Annotated in this window: 12 protein-coding genes, 1 tRNA gene and 1 pseudogene; 4 read left to right on the forward strand and 10 right to left on the reverse strand. The window is 53.0% G+C overall.

From position 1 onward, the window contains the following. Positions 1–87 precede the first annotated feature (87 nt). Positions 88–1,644 carry a 23S rRNA pseudouridine(2605) synthase RluB gene (gene rluB / locus CJO09_RS08895; RefSeq protein ID WP_119442054.1) on the reverse strand — a complete coding sequence of 519 codons (1,557 nt, stop codon included), beginning with the start codon at positions 1,642–1,644 and terminating at the stop codon, positions 88–90. Positions 1,645–1,671: 27 nt separating this feature from the next. Then, positions 1,672–2,322, reverse strand: a pseudogene (gene scpB / locus CJO09_RS08900) (SMC-Scp complex subunit ScpB); the annotation flags it as partial. A 128-nt stretch (positions 2,323–2,450) separates the two neighbouring features. Between scpB and CJO09_RS08905 the strand changes: the two are divergent. After that, positions 2,451–2,527: transfer RNA gene (locus tag CJO09_RS08905), tRNA-Met, on the forward strand. A gap of 90 nt (positions 2,528–2,617) precedes the next feature. Here the strand turns inward: CJO09_RS08905 and CJO09_RS08910 are convergent. Then, complete coding sequence (locus CJO09_RS08910; RefSeq protein ID WP_119442055.1) at positions 2,618–3,100, reverse strand: hypothetical protein; 483 nt, start codon at positions 3,098–3,100, stop codon at positions 2,618–2,620. A gap of 99 nt (positions 3,101–3,199) precedes the next feature. On the opposite strand from CJO09_RS08910, the gene CJO09_RS08915 reads away from it, so the two are divergent. Then, a complete protein-coding gene (locus CJO09_RS08915) occupies positions 3,200–4,327 on the forward strand; it encodes a GNAT family N-acetyltransferase (protein WP_119442056.1) in 1,128 nt (375 codons plus the stop codon). Positions 4,328–4,354: 27 nt separating this feature from the next. On the opposite strand, the gene phaR is transcribed toward CJO09_RS08915, so the two are convergent. The 5 genes from phaR to CJO09_RS08940 form a co-directional block, all read right to left on the reverse strand. Then, positions 4,355–4,933, reverse strand: coding sequence for a polyhydroxyalkanoate synthesis repressor PhaR (gene phaR, locus CJO09_RS08920; protein WP_114421824.1), 579 nt, complete (start codon positions 4,931–4,933; stop codon positions 4,355–4,357). Positions 4,934–4,955: 22 nt separating this feature from the next. Next, positions 4,956–5,693 carry an acetoacetyl-CoA reductase gene (phbB, locus tag CJO09_RS08925; RefSeq protein WP_119442057.1) on the reverse strand — a complete coding sequence of 246 codons (738 nt, stop codon included), beginning with the start codon at positions 5,691–5,693 and terminating at the stop codon, positions 4,956–4,958. Between the two features lie 29 nt (positions 5,694–5,722). Continuing rightward, a complete protein-coding gene (locus tag CJO09_RS08930) occupies positions 5,723–7,315 on the reverse strand; it encodes a PHA/PHB synthase family protein (protein ID WP_119442058.1) in 1,593 nt (530 codons plus the stop codon). Positions 7,316–7,394: 79 nt separating this feature from the next. Continuing rightward, positions 7,395–8,192, reverse strand: a complete 798-nt coding sequence (pgeF, locus tag CJO09_RS08935) for a peptidoglycan editing factor PgeF (RefSeq protein ID WP_179950530.1) — start codon at positions 8,190–8,192, stop codon at positions 7,395–7,397. Between the two features lie 41 nt (positions 8,193–8,233). After that, positions 8,234–9,178: an RluA family pseudouridine synthase gene (locus CJO09_RS08940; RefSeq protein ID WP_119442059.1), complete on the reverse strand. Its 945-nt coding sequence runs from the start codon at positions 9,176–9,178 to the stop codon at positions 8,234–8,236. A 117-nt stretch (positions 9,179–9,295) separates the two neighbouring features. Here CJO09_RS08940 and CJO09_RS08945 point away from each other — a divergent pair, with 117 nt between their 5' ends. Then, entirely contained in the window at positions 9,296–10,108 is an 813-nt protein-coding gene (locus CJO09_RS08945) for an outer membrane protein assembly factor BamD (RefSeq protein WP_228276234.1), read from the forward strand. A 4-nt stretch (positions 10,109–10,112) separates the two neighbouring features. Here the strand turns inward: CJO09_RS08945 and yoaA are convergent, their stop codons facing one another. Then, entirely contained in the window at positions 10,113–12,104 is a 1,992-nt protein-coding gene (gene yoaA, locus CJO09_RS08950; RefSeq protein ID WP_119442061.1) for a DNA repair helicase YoaA, read from the reverse strand. A 113-nt stretch (positions 12,105–12,217) separates the two neighbouring features. Here yoaA and CJO09_RS08955 point away from each other — a divergent pair, with 113 nt between their 5' ends. Then, positions 12,218–14,605: a Tex family protein gene (locus CJO09_RS08955; RefSeq protein WP_119442062.1), complete on the forward strand. Its 2,388-nt coding sequence runs from the start codon at positions 12,218–12,220 to the stop codon at positions 14,603–14,605. A gap of 35 nt (positions 14,606–14,640) precedes the next feature. On the opposite strand, the gene CJO09_RS08960 is transcribed toward CJO09_RS08955, so the two are convergent. Next, positions 14,641–15,975 carry a tryptophan--tRNA ligase gene (locus CJO09_RS08960; RefSeq protein WP_119442063.1) on the reverse strand — a complete coding sequence of 445 codons (1,335 nt, stop codon included), beginning with the start codon at positions 15,973–15,975 and terminating at the stop codon, positions 14,641–14,643. Between the last annotated feature and the right edge of the window lie 32 nt (positions 15,976–16,007).

Here is a 16,007-nt window from a genome sequence, read left to right on the forward strand (position 1 = left end):
CCGAAAACTATATAGCTGGTAAAGCCCTACATTCTAACAGATTTTCATAGAAATTCCTGTTTTCACGAAGGCTTACACAAAAAAACTTTATTTCAGCACGCCCAGACGAGACTCATGCGCCGATGCACCTTTGGGCTGCCAATCATCTCCTTTCGCCGGCCCGCGCCCGCCCTTGTTCCCACGACCGGGACGAGCGGGTTTGGGTGCCCCTGGGCGCGCATTGCGAGGGGCCGCTTTGCGAGATGGTGCCGGCCCTGCGGCCGCAGCGGGCTGCTTACGCCCTTTACGTTTTTTATTTTTATTGCCCCCTGGACCTTCAGGGTGACCATTGGGCAACCCACCGGATAACGTTAAGCCTGTGCCGTAGGGATCCGAAGGATACGACGCGCCCGTTGCCACCGCCGCGCGCCCTCCTGATAATTTACCCCGCCGGCTGATTTTCGCTCCGCTTAACCCATTGCGTTCCAATGTGCCAAACCCTGGCGGTAATGCGCTATCGTGCGAAATAGGCTGTTGCGAACTACGTCCGCGACGGCCTTGAGGCTGCTCTTCGCCATCGCGAATCAGGCCAAACTTAACCATCAACGCAGTCACCAACGTTGCGTCAAGCTCCTCCCAACGACCCCGGCGTAAATTGCGGGGAAGGATAATTTCACCAAAACGCGTACGAATAAGGCGGCTGACTGTAACACCCACCGCTTCAAACATACGTCGCACTTCACGATTCCGGCCTTCGGTTAGCATAACGCGGTACCAACGGTTACTGCCTTCACCGCCAAGAAACTCGAGCGAACCAAACTTTGCTTCACCGTCGTCTAACTGAATCCCCTTTACCAGCGACTTTTGTTGAGCTTCATCCAGTTCACCCAATACGCGCACGGCATATTCCCGCTCAGCACCATAACGAGGATGCATCAAACGATTAGCCAAGTCACCGGACGTCGTCAAAATAAGCAGACCCTCGGTGTTTAGGTCGAGACGCCCGACAGACAGCCATTTACCCACTTTCATTTTGGGCAATCGGGCAAAAACATTGGCACGACCCGCGGGATCATCATGACTGACAATCTCACCGGCAGGTTTATGATAAAGAATGACGCGCGGCGGCTTGGCCGGATTCCTGCGCGTAATGGGTTTGCCATTAACCCGAACCTGGTCGTTTGGCTTGACGCGCTGGCCGATATGGGCCGGTTCGCCGTTAACCGAAACACGACCAGCGATAATCAGTTCCTCCATTTCACGGCGGGACCCGATGCCGGCATCGGCCAGCACCTTATGCAGCTTCGGCGCAATAGCATCGCTACCCAAATACTTGCTGAGACGCTGCTCGGTTTTCTGTGCGGTATCAAGATAAGCTAGCGCGTTGTCGCTGTCTCCGTCAGGAGCGTCAACCTTTTTACGCGGCTTGCGGGGCGTACGTTTATTTGTAGTCCTGGGTTGCTGGGGTGCGCTCTGCTCGGCTTTCGGAGGCGCCTCACCCGCTTCAACCGTCGAATTTTGATCGGTTACTTCCGCATCGCCCCGACGACGTCGAAAAGGGGTACGCAGCTTTCGCCCTCGCCCTTTCGCGTTCGACGTGTTTTCTTTATTTTCGTTTTGGACGTCGATACCCTGCTTGGGCATCTCGGTGGTGGAATCGTTCATAAGTAAAAAGCAAACTCCGTTTTAATCAGAACTGCGTGTCGGCGAATCGGCTTCGCCTGTTTGTGATAAATCTTCTGAAGTGTCTGTCTCGATTTCATCAGCCCTTTCCATCGCCTGATCCGCCTGTTCACCAAGATCAAGACCTTCAAGGACATCCAGCGCCTCGTTCGACTCAACGGCAGGCAACTCGTCGAGCGAGCGTAAACCGAGATCATCCAGAAACTGTTTTGTTGTGCCAAACAAAGCCGGGCGACCGGGAGCATCACGATGCCCCAAGACTTCAATCCAACTGCGCTCCTCGAGCGTACGGATTATCTGAGACGACACTGTTACACCACGAATGTCTTCGATGTCGCCCCGGGTGACCGGTTGACGCCAAGCGATGATCGCAAGCGTTTCCAGAACCGCTCTGGAATAACGAGGAGGCTTCTCGGGATTAAGGCGTTCAAGGTATCGCTGCATTTCAGGACGGCTTTGAAAACGCCAGCCACTTGAAAGAGATACCAGTTCAAGACCCTTTTCTGCCCAGTCTAGCTGCAACAGAGACAACAACCTGCGGATGTCATCGGGAGAGACTTCCTCCGATGCAAAAAGTTTTCGCAGCTCTGTCGTGGACAACGGTGCATCGGCACACAATAGCGCCGTTTCAAGCACCCGTATGATTTCGTTATCTGTCATGTATTTGAATGAATTTAATTTTACGCTGTAATTGAAATAAGTGCACAACATTCAATAAAACATTGTGCACTATTTACCACGCGACTTGCTATGACCGTAATAGTACGTTAATATTATGTTTTCCCAGACGCGGGGTGGAGCAGTCTGGCAGCTCGTCGGGCTCATAACCCGAAGGTCGTAGGTTCGAATCCTGCCCCCGCAACCAAGAATCTGCACTAAAGCCTGCTTAATAGCAGGCTTTTTTGTTTGCAGCGTTCCCGGAAAAAACAACGCTCGGTTAATGACCAATAAAAATTTATAAATCAGAAGGCGTGCCAGGCCCCTGCCGCTCAAGCGCCCGCGCTTTGGCAAGTGCAGCCCCCATTACTCCCACACAAGCGGAAGGGGTTTGGCCGGTTTCACTATATTCATATCTATCGGCCAAAAATGGGTCCAGCACCAGCGCTCGTGCCAAAGAAATAGCATCCAGCGGCTCCGTTGTATGAACAACCACAGCCGCAAACGGCTTGATCTTACGATGCAACGCCTGTAAAAACACGTCGCGCAAAAGAGCCAACACCGGACCTTGCGCCTTACAGCAAAAGCAAACATACTCATTCAGCGAAAGCTGCCGCTGGTAATGCCATGCGGCACCCTTGGCTGTTTCAACCAACGACTCCGAGCAAGACAACAAGATGGCCGACTGCGCGTCATCTTTTTCAAACCATTGCCAAAGCGGATCAGCGCGCGCCTGGTCGTCGCTCTGGGCAACCAAAACGTGCAGCTTTATTCGCGTCATTACACTTACACCCAAAAAACAAGAGGCAGGCACTCTGCAAGCCGGCGCGCCATTCTAAAATAGGCCCGTTTTTTTACTATTTGCCAACCGAGCCAACTATTGTCTGAACAATACTCTTTAATTCGCGACCTGACAAAGCTGAATCGTCAAAGCTGGAATAAATTAGCAGGGAATCAACCCATGCTTCAGCTCGAGTTTCTGCAATTACTCACTCAAACACAATGTGCCTGCGAACAAACAGGCTGGGCGCCCCACTTCCTTGTACTGGAACGACATGGTGAATTGGCTGCCGCCATGCCAATGTATGTTAAGTCGCACTCGCGCGGCGAGTACGTATTCGATTACGCGTGGGCGCGGGCATTCATGCAACATGGCCTGGAGTATTACCCAAAACTATTAAGCGCTATCCCATTTACCCCCGTTCCCGGACCCAGGCTCCTGGCCACTTCGCACGAAGACCGCGTAAAACTGGCTATCGCTGCACAATCCATCGCACAACAAAACAACCTGTCATCAGTGCATATTCTCTTTCCAAACGACGATGACCGGGCTGCATTGCTTGAGGCCGGCTACATGCTCCGTGAAACAGTACAGTTTCATTGGCTGAATCAAGACTACGCGTCATTCGAACAGTTTTTGGCGTCGATGAATCAAAAGCATCGAAAAAAAATTCGCCAGGATCAGAAGAAAGTACAGAATGCCGGCATTACGTTCAAATGGCTCAGTGGATCAGACATCAACCTGGCCGACCTGTCTTTCTTTTATCAATGCTATGAAAAAACCTATTACGAGCACGGTAATCCGCCCTATCTGAGCTTCGATTTTTTCCAACAACTGCACGACGCGATGCCAAACAGCGTCATGTTGGTACTTGCAGAACGCGCCAATAAACCAATTGCTTGCGCGCTTAACCTGAAAACGCCCAACCGCATGTATGGGCGCTACTGGGGTAGCATGGAATTTATTCCAGGCCTGCACTTCGAAACCTGTTATTTGCAATCGATTGCTTATTGCATTGAGAACGGCATTGAGGTTTTCGAGGGCGGCGCACAAGGCGAACACAAACTTTCGCGAGGGCTGTTGCCTGTGAAAACGTGGTCGGCACACTGGGTTGGCGAACCTGGCTTTGCAAAAGCCATTGCCCGATTCCTCGACGAGGAAACCCAGGCGGTGGATCATTACGCCCAGGTTTTATCGACTCACAGCCCTTTTCGCAAGAGCACCTAATTACTGCGCCCAGCCGCTTGCGACCACTCAGGAGTCATCATTTTTCTTGTTTTGCGGCGCCGCAGGATTAAACGGAAACGTGGAAAACAAATTACGGGTTTGATCCTGCATCTGATCCTGCATTTGCACGAATAAATTTTTACTTTGATCGATGTACTGGCTCATCATGTTTTGCAACACCGGCGTTTGCACACTCATGAATTGCGTCCAGGCTTCAGGCCCTGCGGCTCCACCGTACAAATTTTTCGATTGTTCGGCCATCCCTTCCTGGATTTCAATGAAGGCTTTAATGTTCTTTTCCAGGAAAACACCCATTACCGACTGCATTGAGTTGCCGTAAAAACGAATAATTTGCGCCAGCGCATCGGCGGAAAACATCGGCATGCCGCCGGTTTCCTCTTCAAGAATGATTTGCAGCAGAATACTGCGGGTGAGATCTTCACCCGATTTGACATCGACCACAGTAAAAGACTCGTTGTCGAGCACAAGTTGCTTGACGTCGGCCAACGTAATGTAGGCACTGTTACGTGTATCGTACAACCGCCGATTGGGATATTTTTTAATTAACCGGCTTTTCGATTCGGCTGATTTTGCTGCTCTTGCCATAGTTGTCCATTATGAATTGAACTTAACCCATGTGCAGGCCGCCGTTCAGTGAAAAATCGGCACCGGTTGCAAAGCCCGCGTCGTCAGACGCGATCCATGCAATGATGGAACCAATTTCCTCTGGTGTGCCAAGGCGACGCACTGGAATCGTATTAACGATTTTCTCGAGAACATCCGGGCGCATTGCCCGAACCATATCTGTACCAATATAACCCGGGGATACCGTATTCACAGTAACGCCTTTGGCAGCGACCTCTTGGGCCAAGGCCATGGTGAAACCATGAATACCCGCCTTGGCGGTAGAGTAGTTGGTTTGCCCAAACTGCCCTTTCTGCCCATTAACGGAACTAATATTGATGATGCGACCCCACTGTCTCTCGACCATGCCTTCAATAACCTGCTTGGTCACATTAAACAAGCTATTCAAATTGGTGTCCATGACGGCGTACCAATCATCGCGTGACATTTTGCGAAATAGCCCATCACGCGTAATACCGGCATTATTCACAAGCACGTCGATAGGCCCGAGTTCAGTCTTAACCTTATTGAAAGCATCAACCGTAGAGTCCCAATCAGCCACATTCCCCATTGAGATGTGAAACTGATAACCCAGCGCGGCCTGCTCTTCGAGCCACTGCTGATAGTTACGTTTCGGACCACAACCGGCCACCACAGTGAATCCTTCTGTCGCCAGACGCTGGCAAATGGAAGTTCCAATGCCACCCATGCCCCCGGTTACATACGCTATTTTTCCGGCCATTTTTATCCCCTGCTTTAACTTTCGAAATCCTACACTGCCCGCAACCGGACGTAACGACCCGGCGCGGCTTCCACAGGATGATGTCTGGCATTACCCATGCGTTTGGTCGCGCGCTTTTTAACCCCGGAATGGTTTGCCAGCCAATCAGACCAATCGGGCCACCAGCTTCCGGGGTGCTCCTTGGCCTGGTCAAACCACTGTTGTGGGTCGCCAGGCTTTTTGGGCAAATCGGCCGTCCAGTATGAGCGCTTTTGCCGGGCGGGCGGATTCACGACCCCTGCAATATGCCCAGACGCGCCAAGCACGAATCGCTGGGTATTGGGCAACCATTTGGCACTGGCATAGGCCGATCGCCAGGGCACAATATGATCCTCGCGCGATCCATATAAATAAACGGGCATGTCTACTTTGCCCAAATCAACCGGCGTGCCGTCGACAGTCACCTTACCGGGTTGAACCAGGCTGTTTTCCAGATATGTGTGACGCAAATACCAGGCAAAGAACGGGCCCGGCAAGTTGGTGCCGTCGGCGTTCCAGTAAAGCAAATCGAACGCGGGTGGTGACTGCCCTTTCAGGTAATTGCTGACCACATAGTTCCACACCAATTCATTGGGGCGCAAAAACGAAAACGTGGACGCCAACTCGCGCGCCGACATTAGGCCGCCTTGCGCAAGCTGCAATTCGCGATAAGCCACATGCGCGTCGTCGACAAAAATATCCAGAATTCCCGTATCGGCAAAATCCAGAAAAGTCGTGAGCAGGCTTAGGCTATTAACCGGATTTTCGCCTCGCGCGCGCGCCACGGCCAAAGCGCTGGCCAACAAAGTTCCCCCAACGCAAAAGCCCAGTGCGTTGATTTTCTCTTCACCGGAAATATCGCGCGCGACATCAATAGCCTGCAATACACCGTGTTGCAGGTAGTCGGCCCACGTGGCTTTATCGATGCCATCAGTGTCGGCGGGTTGTGGATTACGCCACGAAATCATGAACACCGTAAAGCCTTGTTCGACCGCATACTGAACAAAAGAATTATCGGGCTGAAGATCGAGAATATAGTATTTGTTGATGCAGGGCGGCACCATGAGCAATGGTGTTTTATATACCTGCGCGGTTTGCGGCGCGTATTGAATTAACTGAAACAATGTATTTTCGTATACGACCTGGCCGGGTGTAACCGCCAGATTCACACCGACCTCGAAACGGCTTTCATCCGTTTGCGACATGCGCCCTTTTTTCATGTCTTCAAGGAAATTCGTCATTCCCTGAAGCAATGACATCCCCTTTGTCTCCAGCAGCGTTTGCTGTACATCGGGGTTTGTCGCCAAATAATTCGATGGCGCCACGGCATCAAGCCATTGCATGGCTGAAAATTTCAAACGCTCACGCTGATCTTCGGGTAGGTCGGCGGCATCAATCATGCGTTGCATGGTTTGTGTTGCCAGTAAATGCGCGTGCGCCAGAAAAAGAAAATTGGGATGCGCCTGCCAGGCTGAGCTGCTAAAGCGGCGATCTTTGGGAACCGTTAAAGCACCTGACTGTGCCTGCGCCAGCAAATCTTGCCAGCCAGACATGAATTCGCCCTGGAGTTGGGCCAGATTATCGGGGAAACGAGGTGAATTCATTACGACGACCTGCCTGCATTTTGTGATGTACCGGTTTCATAAGGATAGTGACCGCCATTGATGCACGTGTCAATTCGGGTTAGTCGGTAGCGCCGTTTAACCATGCCACCGTCGCCATTCGGCCGGTATGCGGCGTACGTCGATAAGAATAGAAAAGCGCCGATTCACGAAAAGTACAGTGACCGCTTAATTCGATATTGGCCACGCCCGCGGCCCACAGGCGATGACGCGCCAGCCCGGGTAAATCTGCCAGCCATTTTTGCCCAACGGCAGGATATTTGGCATAACGCTGCACAAAATAAACCGACGTCGACGCATCAGCGTCGACAAAAGCCGCACGCACTTCAGGGCCAACCTCGAAAGCAGGTTGCGAAATACCAGGCCCAATCCAGGCTCTTAAAACACTTTGAGGCTTTAGATGTTTTCGCATCGCCGCAATGGTATTTTCCAACACACCAGTTGCCAGGCCACGCCAACCCGCATGCGCAACCCCCAAAACCGAACCCGCCTCATCGGCCAGCACCACCGGCAGGCAGTCGGCCGTCAGTATGGCAAGCACGCATTGTGAACGGGTTGTCACAGCGGCATCGGCACATACAACAGACGACCTGCACTGACTCGGGGCGTCGCTGTTGAACTCCGCCACATCCACTCCGTGGACCTGCTCCAGCCATTGAGGAGGCCCTGGCAGCAAAGCCTCAAAACGCGCCCTGTTTAGAGCCACTTTCTCAACGTTATCGTTAACATGCGTTGCCAGATTCAGACTACTGTAGGGCTCCGCACTCACCCCGCCCTGTCGGGTCGAGCAGAAATAATGAACACCGGGCCAGGGCGTGCCGGTAATGCGTAACAGGCCCCCATTCATTTCTTCAACCATTTACCTTACTAACCTCGGTTTGTTTGACTTCATCTTGCTTATTACACATCCCACGACAGTTGTTCCATCACAGCCTTAAAGTCGGGCGGTAAAGGAGCCTCAAACGACACCGAAGCATCAGAGGCAGGGTCAATAAAGCTCAAGGCATGTGCGTGAAGCATTTGTCGCTGCGCGCCCGCAACACACCTCCCACCGTACAACACATCTGCGACAAGAGGATGACGAATACTCGCCATATGGACACGAATCTGATGCGTACGCCCGGTCTCCAGCTCGCACCGGACATGCGAAACAGCGTGGCCGGCAAGATCGCGTCCACGCCCAACAGGTGCGTAATGAGTAATGGCCTCTTTAGGCGCAATGGGCCGCTCCACAGTCATCTTCACCGGAACATGGGGGTCGCGTCCGATCGGACGATTAACCGTTCCTTTTTTCATGACATTTCCGTGCACCAAAGCAGCATAAACGCGTTTGACTGATCTGGCCTGCAAAAGACGTACAAGATGTGTTTGGGTTGTTTCATTGCGTGCTACAACCAATAAGCCGGACGTATCTTTGTCGAGCCGGTGAACAATGCCTGCCCGGGCCACGGACGCAAGTTCGGGAAAACGGAAGAGCAAACCATTCAGCAGCGTCCCGCTCCAGTTGCCCGCGCCAGGGTGTGTAACCAGGCCGGCAGGCTTGTTTACAACAACCCAATCCGGTGATTGCGCGACCACCTCGAAATCAACATTTTCAGGCGTAAATGCCTGCTGTTCAGGTGCCGGTTGCACATGAACTTCGATATGATCCCCCGGCCCCACTTTCTGTCGCACCTTAGCCGGGGTACCATTGACCCAAACCTGACCCGCCTCAACCCAACTTTGCAGGCGACTGCGGGAGTGCTCCGGAATATGTTGCGCCAAAACCTTATCCAACCTGTCGGGGCCGGCCGTAATGGGTAGCCGGAAAGTCAAAACCTCGGGGCTGGAATCAACGCATTGCATAATCTTTAGTAATATCTGTGTCAGGCATATCGACAAATCATATAATCTGCGTGCAATGCTAACACCAAGGATGCTTTTGTGACTCGCTCTACTCTGATGTTTTCTTTACCCCTGGGAATGTCCCGACTGTTCCGGCTGGCCGCGCTGTTCGCGTTTTCCGTCTTGCTCGCCGCCTGCGGATCGCTCAGCAAACCCGACGCCGACCCTACCGCCGGTTGGAGCGCTGAACGGCTTTACCGCGAAGCACGCATGGAAATGAGCGATTCAAACTGGACCGACGCGCGAACGCATCTTGAATCACTGGAAGCACGCTATCCTTTTGGGGGCTACGCCCAACAAGCGCTCATCGACCTTGCCTACGTAAACTGGAAGGACGACGAGCCCGAACAGGCTCTGGCGGCAATCGACCGCTTCCAGCAACAGTACCCGAACCACCCCGGTACCGACTATATGCTGTACCTGAAAGGGCTGATTACCTTCACTCCGCCCAGCGCGATATTTTCTTCTATCACCCAGCAAGACCCCAGCGAGCGTGACCCCAAAGGCCTGAGAGAGTCTTACGAAGCCTTCACCGAACTTATTCGCCGCTACCCCGACAGCCGCTACACCCCCGACGCAGAAAAGCGTGTAACGTGGCTGGTGAACACCCTGGCTGAAAATGAGGTGCATGTTGCCCAGTACTATTATGAACGTGGCGCTTACCTGGCTGCCATTAATCGCGCACAAACCGTCATTACCGACTTCAAAGGGGTACCCATCTCCGAGAAAGCCTTGTACATCATGTACATGGCATACGACAAGCTGAATATGCCCGAGCTGCGCGATGACGCCAAACGTGTACTGGACACCAACTTTCCAAACAGCAAATACTATGAACAAGGCCTGGACGCCTCACAGGGCAGTTGGTGGAATCCTCTTTACTGGTTCTAGCGCTTCAATTGATTTCGGCGCAATGTTGTTTTGCCATGAACACAAGAACCTGCTCAGGGTCTCGTGTTCGGGCAAACGGCGGTAAACCCCGCCACAATAGTTTTCCATAAGGCTTATCCACCAGCCTGCGATCAGCCACCATCAGCACGCCCCAATCAGACTCCGAACGAATTAAACGCCCCGCCCCTTGCTTCAACGCGACAGCTGCTTCCGGAAGTTGATATTCCATGAACGGATTCCCGCCCTCCTCACGGCATGCATTAAGCCGGGCCTCCAAAACAGGATCATCGGGCGGCGCAAACGGCAATTTGTCGATTGCCACCAAAGTAAGTGCTTCACCTGGTACATCAATCCCTTCCCAGAAACTGGCACTGCCCACCAACACAGCATTCTTCGACGCTTGAAAACGCTCCAGCAAGCCACGTCGCGAACCGACTCCTTGCTGCATTAGCAGACGATCAATACCGCGTTCGTCGAAAGCTTCTTTCAGCAACTCAGTAATACGATCTACCGCCCTTAAAGTTGTACACAACACCAACACTCCACCAGGCGAGGCTTCGATCAGGGGCACCAGTTGCTGAACAAACTGCTCAGTAAACGCGGGGGAATTAGGTAACGGCAAACTGGACGGCACCAACAACATACCCTGCGTTGCGTAATCGAATGGAGACTCCCAGCGCTCAGTGGCGGCGTCGTATAAACCCAACTGACGCTGAAAATAAGAAAAATCGCCGTTAACCGACAAAGTGGCCGACGTAAAAACCCATGATTGATCTGGGCGCCGAAAACGCGAGAACAATTGTGCCACTGACAACGGAGCGCTATGCAAGCGAAAATGCTGAGGGCTGGTTTCAACCCATCGAACCAGCGGTGTCGTTATTGGTTCTTGAGCACTCCCCGCATTCGCAGCCGCGCGAGCCCATTGGAACAAACGTGCCGCCAAATCTGTGCAGATTCGATGCACGGTCTGCAAATCAGGATGTTTTTCAGCGACAACAGCAAGTCGTTCATTGCACGCAGCAAGCACCTCATGTAATTGAGTCAGACCCTCGTGCACAGACTCTGCAGAAGGCATGGACTCGTATGTTGCTCTCTTGGCCGGTAAACGATCCACCGGGTCGACACGCAAACGCAATTCACGCGTCGCCTGCTGAATTTTCACATGCCATTGCGGCCAGTCAGTGGCCTCCCGCGCCTGAGCCAGCCCTACCGCCTCAACCTGACGTGCCAACTCGAGCAACTGATTCGACGACACACTACTACCCAGAAACCGCGTCGCGATGTCGGGAAGCTGATGCGCTTCGTCGAACACGACTAACTGCACCTCGGGCAGCAAATCAGTAATCCCTTCGTCGCGCAAAGCCAAGTCGGCCATGAACAGCGCGTGATTCACAACGATAACGTCTGCCTCCTGAGCTTGTCGTCTGGCCTTGTAAACAAAACACGACTTCAAATGAGGACACGTCTGGCCCAGGCAGTTATCACGCGTTGAAACCACACGGTTCCAGATATCTGCGTTATCGGGCACTTGCGTCAATTCGGCCTTGTCGCCGCTTTGGCTTTGACTTGCGAATACTTGTATATGCCTCAGCTGGGCGACCTCTTGACGCGACTTCAAAGCACGGTCGTCGTCTTGCAGACGTTCGAGATGATAGTGACACACGTAATTGCTGCGCCCTTTCAGTAGCGCGGCCGCAACCGGCAAAGCCAGCGCCTCTCGCAAACGCGGCAAATCGCGCCTATACAGCTGATCTTGCAATGTACGCGTACCGGTTGACACCAACACTTTGGCGCCGCTTAAAAAGGCGGGTACGAGATAAGCCCATGTTTTGCCCGTACCAGTACCTGCCTCCGCAATCAAAACGGAACGATCATGAACCGCCTGCTCAATTGCCTGCGCCAACGCCAACTGCGCCTGACGCGGACGATAACCGGACACCGAACGAGCAAGCGGCCCATCGTCGGCAAAGGTGGTAGCAAGTGCGTCGTCCAACATCAGGCAATCCTGTTCTACTCTGTCAAGACATAATCATAACTGGCGAAAAAGACTGAATTGCGCTCAATGTGGCAAAATGCCCCGCTTGAAGTTAATAAAGCCGTATCCAAAACATGTCGACAATTGCTGAAAACAAAACACCCGCCACCCAAACGCACCAGAGTGCCGGCCCGGATTTCATTATTGCGTTATTGGCTGAAGAGCTTAGTGTGCGCCCGGCCCAAGTGCGCACCGCTGTCGAGCTCATGGATGGCGGCGCCACCGTTCCGTTTATTGCCCGTTATCGGAAGGAAGCAACCGGTGGTTTGGACGACGGTCAGCTACGACAGTTGGAGGTTCGCTTATTGTATGTACGCGAACTCGAAGACCGCCGTCACACGGTTCTGGAATCGATCGAGCAGCAAGGTAAGCTAACAGAAGCGCTAAAACAAGACCTTTTGGCTGCCACGACAAAACAGCGCCTGGAAGACTTGTACGCGCCCTACAAGCCGAAACGTCGCACTCGCGCGCAAATAGCAATAGAAGCGGGGCTGGAACCTCTGGCAGACGCGATTCTGAACGATAAAGACAGCGACCCCTCTGCATTGGCAAGTGCTTATTTAAACGCTGAAGCAAATATCAATGACGACAAGGCCGCGCTAGACGGCGCGAGAGATATTCTGGCCGAGCGCTTTGCCGAGAATGCCGACCTATTGGCTCATATGCGTTCATACATAGAATCGAACGGCATGCTGTACGCGAAGGTAATTGACGGCAAAGAGCAGGAAGGCGCCAATTTTCGCGATTGGTTCAACTTTCATGAAACGCTCAAAAGCCTGCCTTCGCATCGTATTTTGGCGTTATTGCGTGGCCGCCAACAGGGTGTACTCGATTTGCGTATCGGCTTGAACCCCGACCTGGACGAACAAACGCCCCATCCCTGCATTACTCGCATCGCCGAATTTCTGCATCTGGGAGCCCGTTTCGACAACCAGGCGCCCGCTCGCGCCAAATGGCTGGGCGAAGTATGTCGTTGGTCGTGGCGGGTAAAGTTGCTGACCACTTTTGAAACTGAATTTATCGGGGTACTGCGTGAGCGCGCCGAACAAGAAGCCATTCACGTTTTCGCCAATAACCTGAAAGATTTGCTGCTGGCCGCTCCTGCGGGCCCCAAATCCGTCATCGGACTGGACCCCGGTATTCGGACCGGCGTAAAAGTAGCGGTAATCGACGCAACGGGCAAACTACTGGAAACAGCCACCATTTATCCGTTCGAACCAAAACGAGATCGTAAAGGCGCATTAACAACGCTGGCAACACTGGTAAAACGTCATCACGTTGAACTGATCGCCATCGGCAACGGCACCGCTTCGCGCGAAACAGAGCAATTGGCGGCCGAGCTGCAAGACCTGCTGCCCGAGTCTCACCCGACCCGTGTCATTGTCTCCGAGGCAGGCGCCTCGGTATATTCTGCTTCGGAACTGGCCGCTCTTGAGTTCCCCGACCTGGATGTCAGTTTACGTGGCGCGGTATCGATCGCGCGGCGCCTGCAAGATCCCTTAGCCGAGCTCGTAAAGATTGAACCTAAAGCCATTGGCGTAGGTCAATACCAGCACGACGTAAACCAACGGGAACTGGCACGATCGCTTGATGCGGTGGTTGAAGACTGCGTGAACGCCGTTGGTGTCGATGTCAACACCGCTTCGGCCGCTTTGCTAAGCCGAGTGTCCGGCCTGAATGCCGGCTTGGCGCGCCAAATTGTGGAATGGCGTAATGAAAACGGTGCCTTCCCCGACCGCAAGACCCTGCTGAAAGTACCCCGTTTTGGTGACAAGACCTTCGAGCAAGCCGCCGGATTTTTGCGTATTCCTGATGGCCAAAATCCGCTCGACGCCTCGGCGGTTCACCCCGAAGCCTATCCGGTCGTCGAACGCATTCTAAAGAAAATCAATGCCCAGGCAAAACAAATTGTTGGCCAACAAGGAGGGCTTAAAGGCTTGTCGCCAAGCGAATTCACTGACGAACGCTTCGGGCTGCCTACCGTAAAAGATATTTTCCAGGAACTGGAAAAGCCCGGCCGTGACCCACGACCCGAATTCAAAACAGCGCAATTCAAAGAAGGCGTGAACACTTTAAACGACCTTCAACCAGGCATGGTTCTTGAAGGTGTCGTAACCAATGTCGCCAATTTCGGGGCGTTTATTGATATTGGCGTCCACCAGGACGGCCTGGTGCACATTTCGGCGCTGTCGAACCGTTTTGTGAAAGACCCCCGCGATGTCGTGCGTGTGGGCCAAACCGTTCAGGTGAAGGTGATGGAAGTTGATCTAAACCGTAAACGCGTTGGCTTAAGCATGCGTCTTGATGACGTACCGGGTGACGCTCCAGGGGCGTCCAAGGCAACCGGCAAACCGATGCAATCCGGTCAGAAACGCGCGGCGGCTCCCAACAAAGCCGGCGGCCAGGCGCAACCGGCTAATAGCGCCATGGCGGCAGCGTTCGCCAAGCTCAAGCAGAAATAATAAGGTAACAAGAAACCGCAGGATTCCCCACCGCCTTATTCGGCGTCGTGATTCAACTGATGCACAACGTCGGCTACCGCTTTTAGTTGCTCATCAGACAAGCGACAGAAAATTTGCCCTTGCCACGTCAGCTGCCAAATACCCTCTTGAAACTGCCCCAAGGCACGCGGCCCCTGCTGCTTCAAAGCAGCCATGACTTGGCCCGCGTCTTTGGGTTGATCAAACGCTTCCGATAGAAGCAATTCTTCGCCTTGTGCAGACAGCAGGCGAAAATGGAACTTTCCATTCTCCCTGAAACTAACGAAACGCGCGCTACGGATTTTTGCTTTATCTTTCTTGCCGTCGCCGGCAGACGAAGCAGGTGCACGTAACCCCACTGCCTCGCGCAAACGCGTCATTAAATCGCCCGACTGCTTGCGTGCTTTCAACGCGCCGGCCTGCAAAATAGACTCGATGCTCGACGGGTCGGCCATTAATTGATTATATTTTTCGCGCATTGGCCCAATAATGGATTCCAGCAACTCATAGAGTTGCGTTTTTGCTTCACCCCAACCAAGACCTTCTTCAAGGGAACGGCGAAACGCACTGGCTTGATCCGGCGTCGCGAATGCGCGGTACAAGGCAAATACATGTGAGCTGTCGGGATCCTTGGACACACCCGGCTCACGCGAATCAGTCACGATACGCATAATTGCGTCACGCAAGGCTTTCGACCCACCTTCAAACAAGGGGATAGTATTGTCGTAGCTCTTGGACATCTTGCGCCCATCCAAACCCGGCAAGGTTGCCACCTCATCGTCAACCTGCGCCTCTGGCAACACAAAAAACGCCTCGCCCTTACCGTATAAATGATTAAAACGTTGTGCGATATCGCGAGCCATTTCAAGATGCTGAATTTGATCACGCCCAACGGGTACTTTATTCGCATTAAAAATAAGGATGTCGGCGGCCATAAGTACCGGATACGAAAACAAACCCATAGTCACACCGTCGTCGGGGTCCTCTCCTTTCTCGGTGTTCTGGTCTACTGACGCTTTATAAGCATGGGCACGATTCATCAGTCCTTTAGGCGTTACGCACGACAACATCCAGCACAGCTCGGTGGTTTCCGGAATATCCGACTGCCGATAAAAGGTGACTTTTTCGGGATCCAACCCTGCCGCAATCCAGGTTGCGGCAATTTCCAACCGCGAGCGCGCCACCCTTTCAGGATCTTCACACTTAATCAGCGCGTGATAATCAGCCATGAAAAAGAAGGCATCGACATCCGATTGGCGGCTTAACTCAATGGCGGGACGGATCGCGCCCGCATAGTTACCCAAATGCGGGGTGCCTGTTGTTGTAATACCGGTTAGAACACGAGTTGTCATGATAAAAATAAAAAATGATTCAATAAAAATGA

Source organism: Neopusillimonas maritima, assembly GCF_003576595.1.
Classification (GTDB): Bacteria; Pseudomonadota; Gammaproteobacteria; order Burkholderiales; family Burkholderiaceae_B; genus Neopusillimonas; species Neopusillimonas maritima.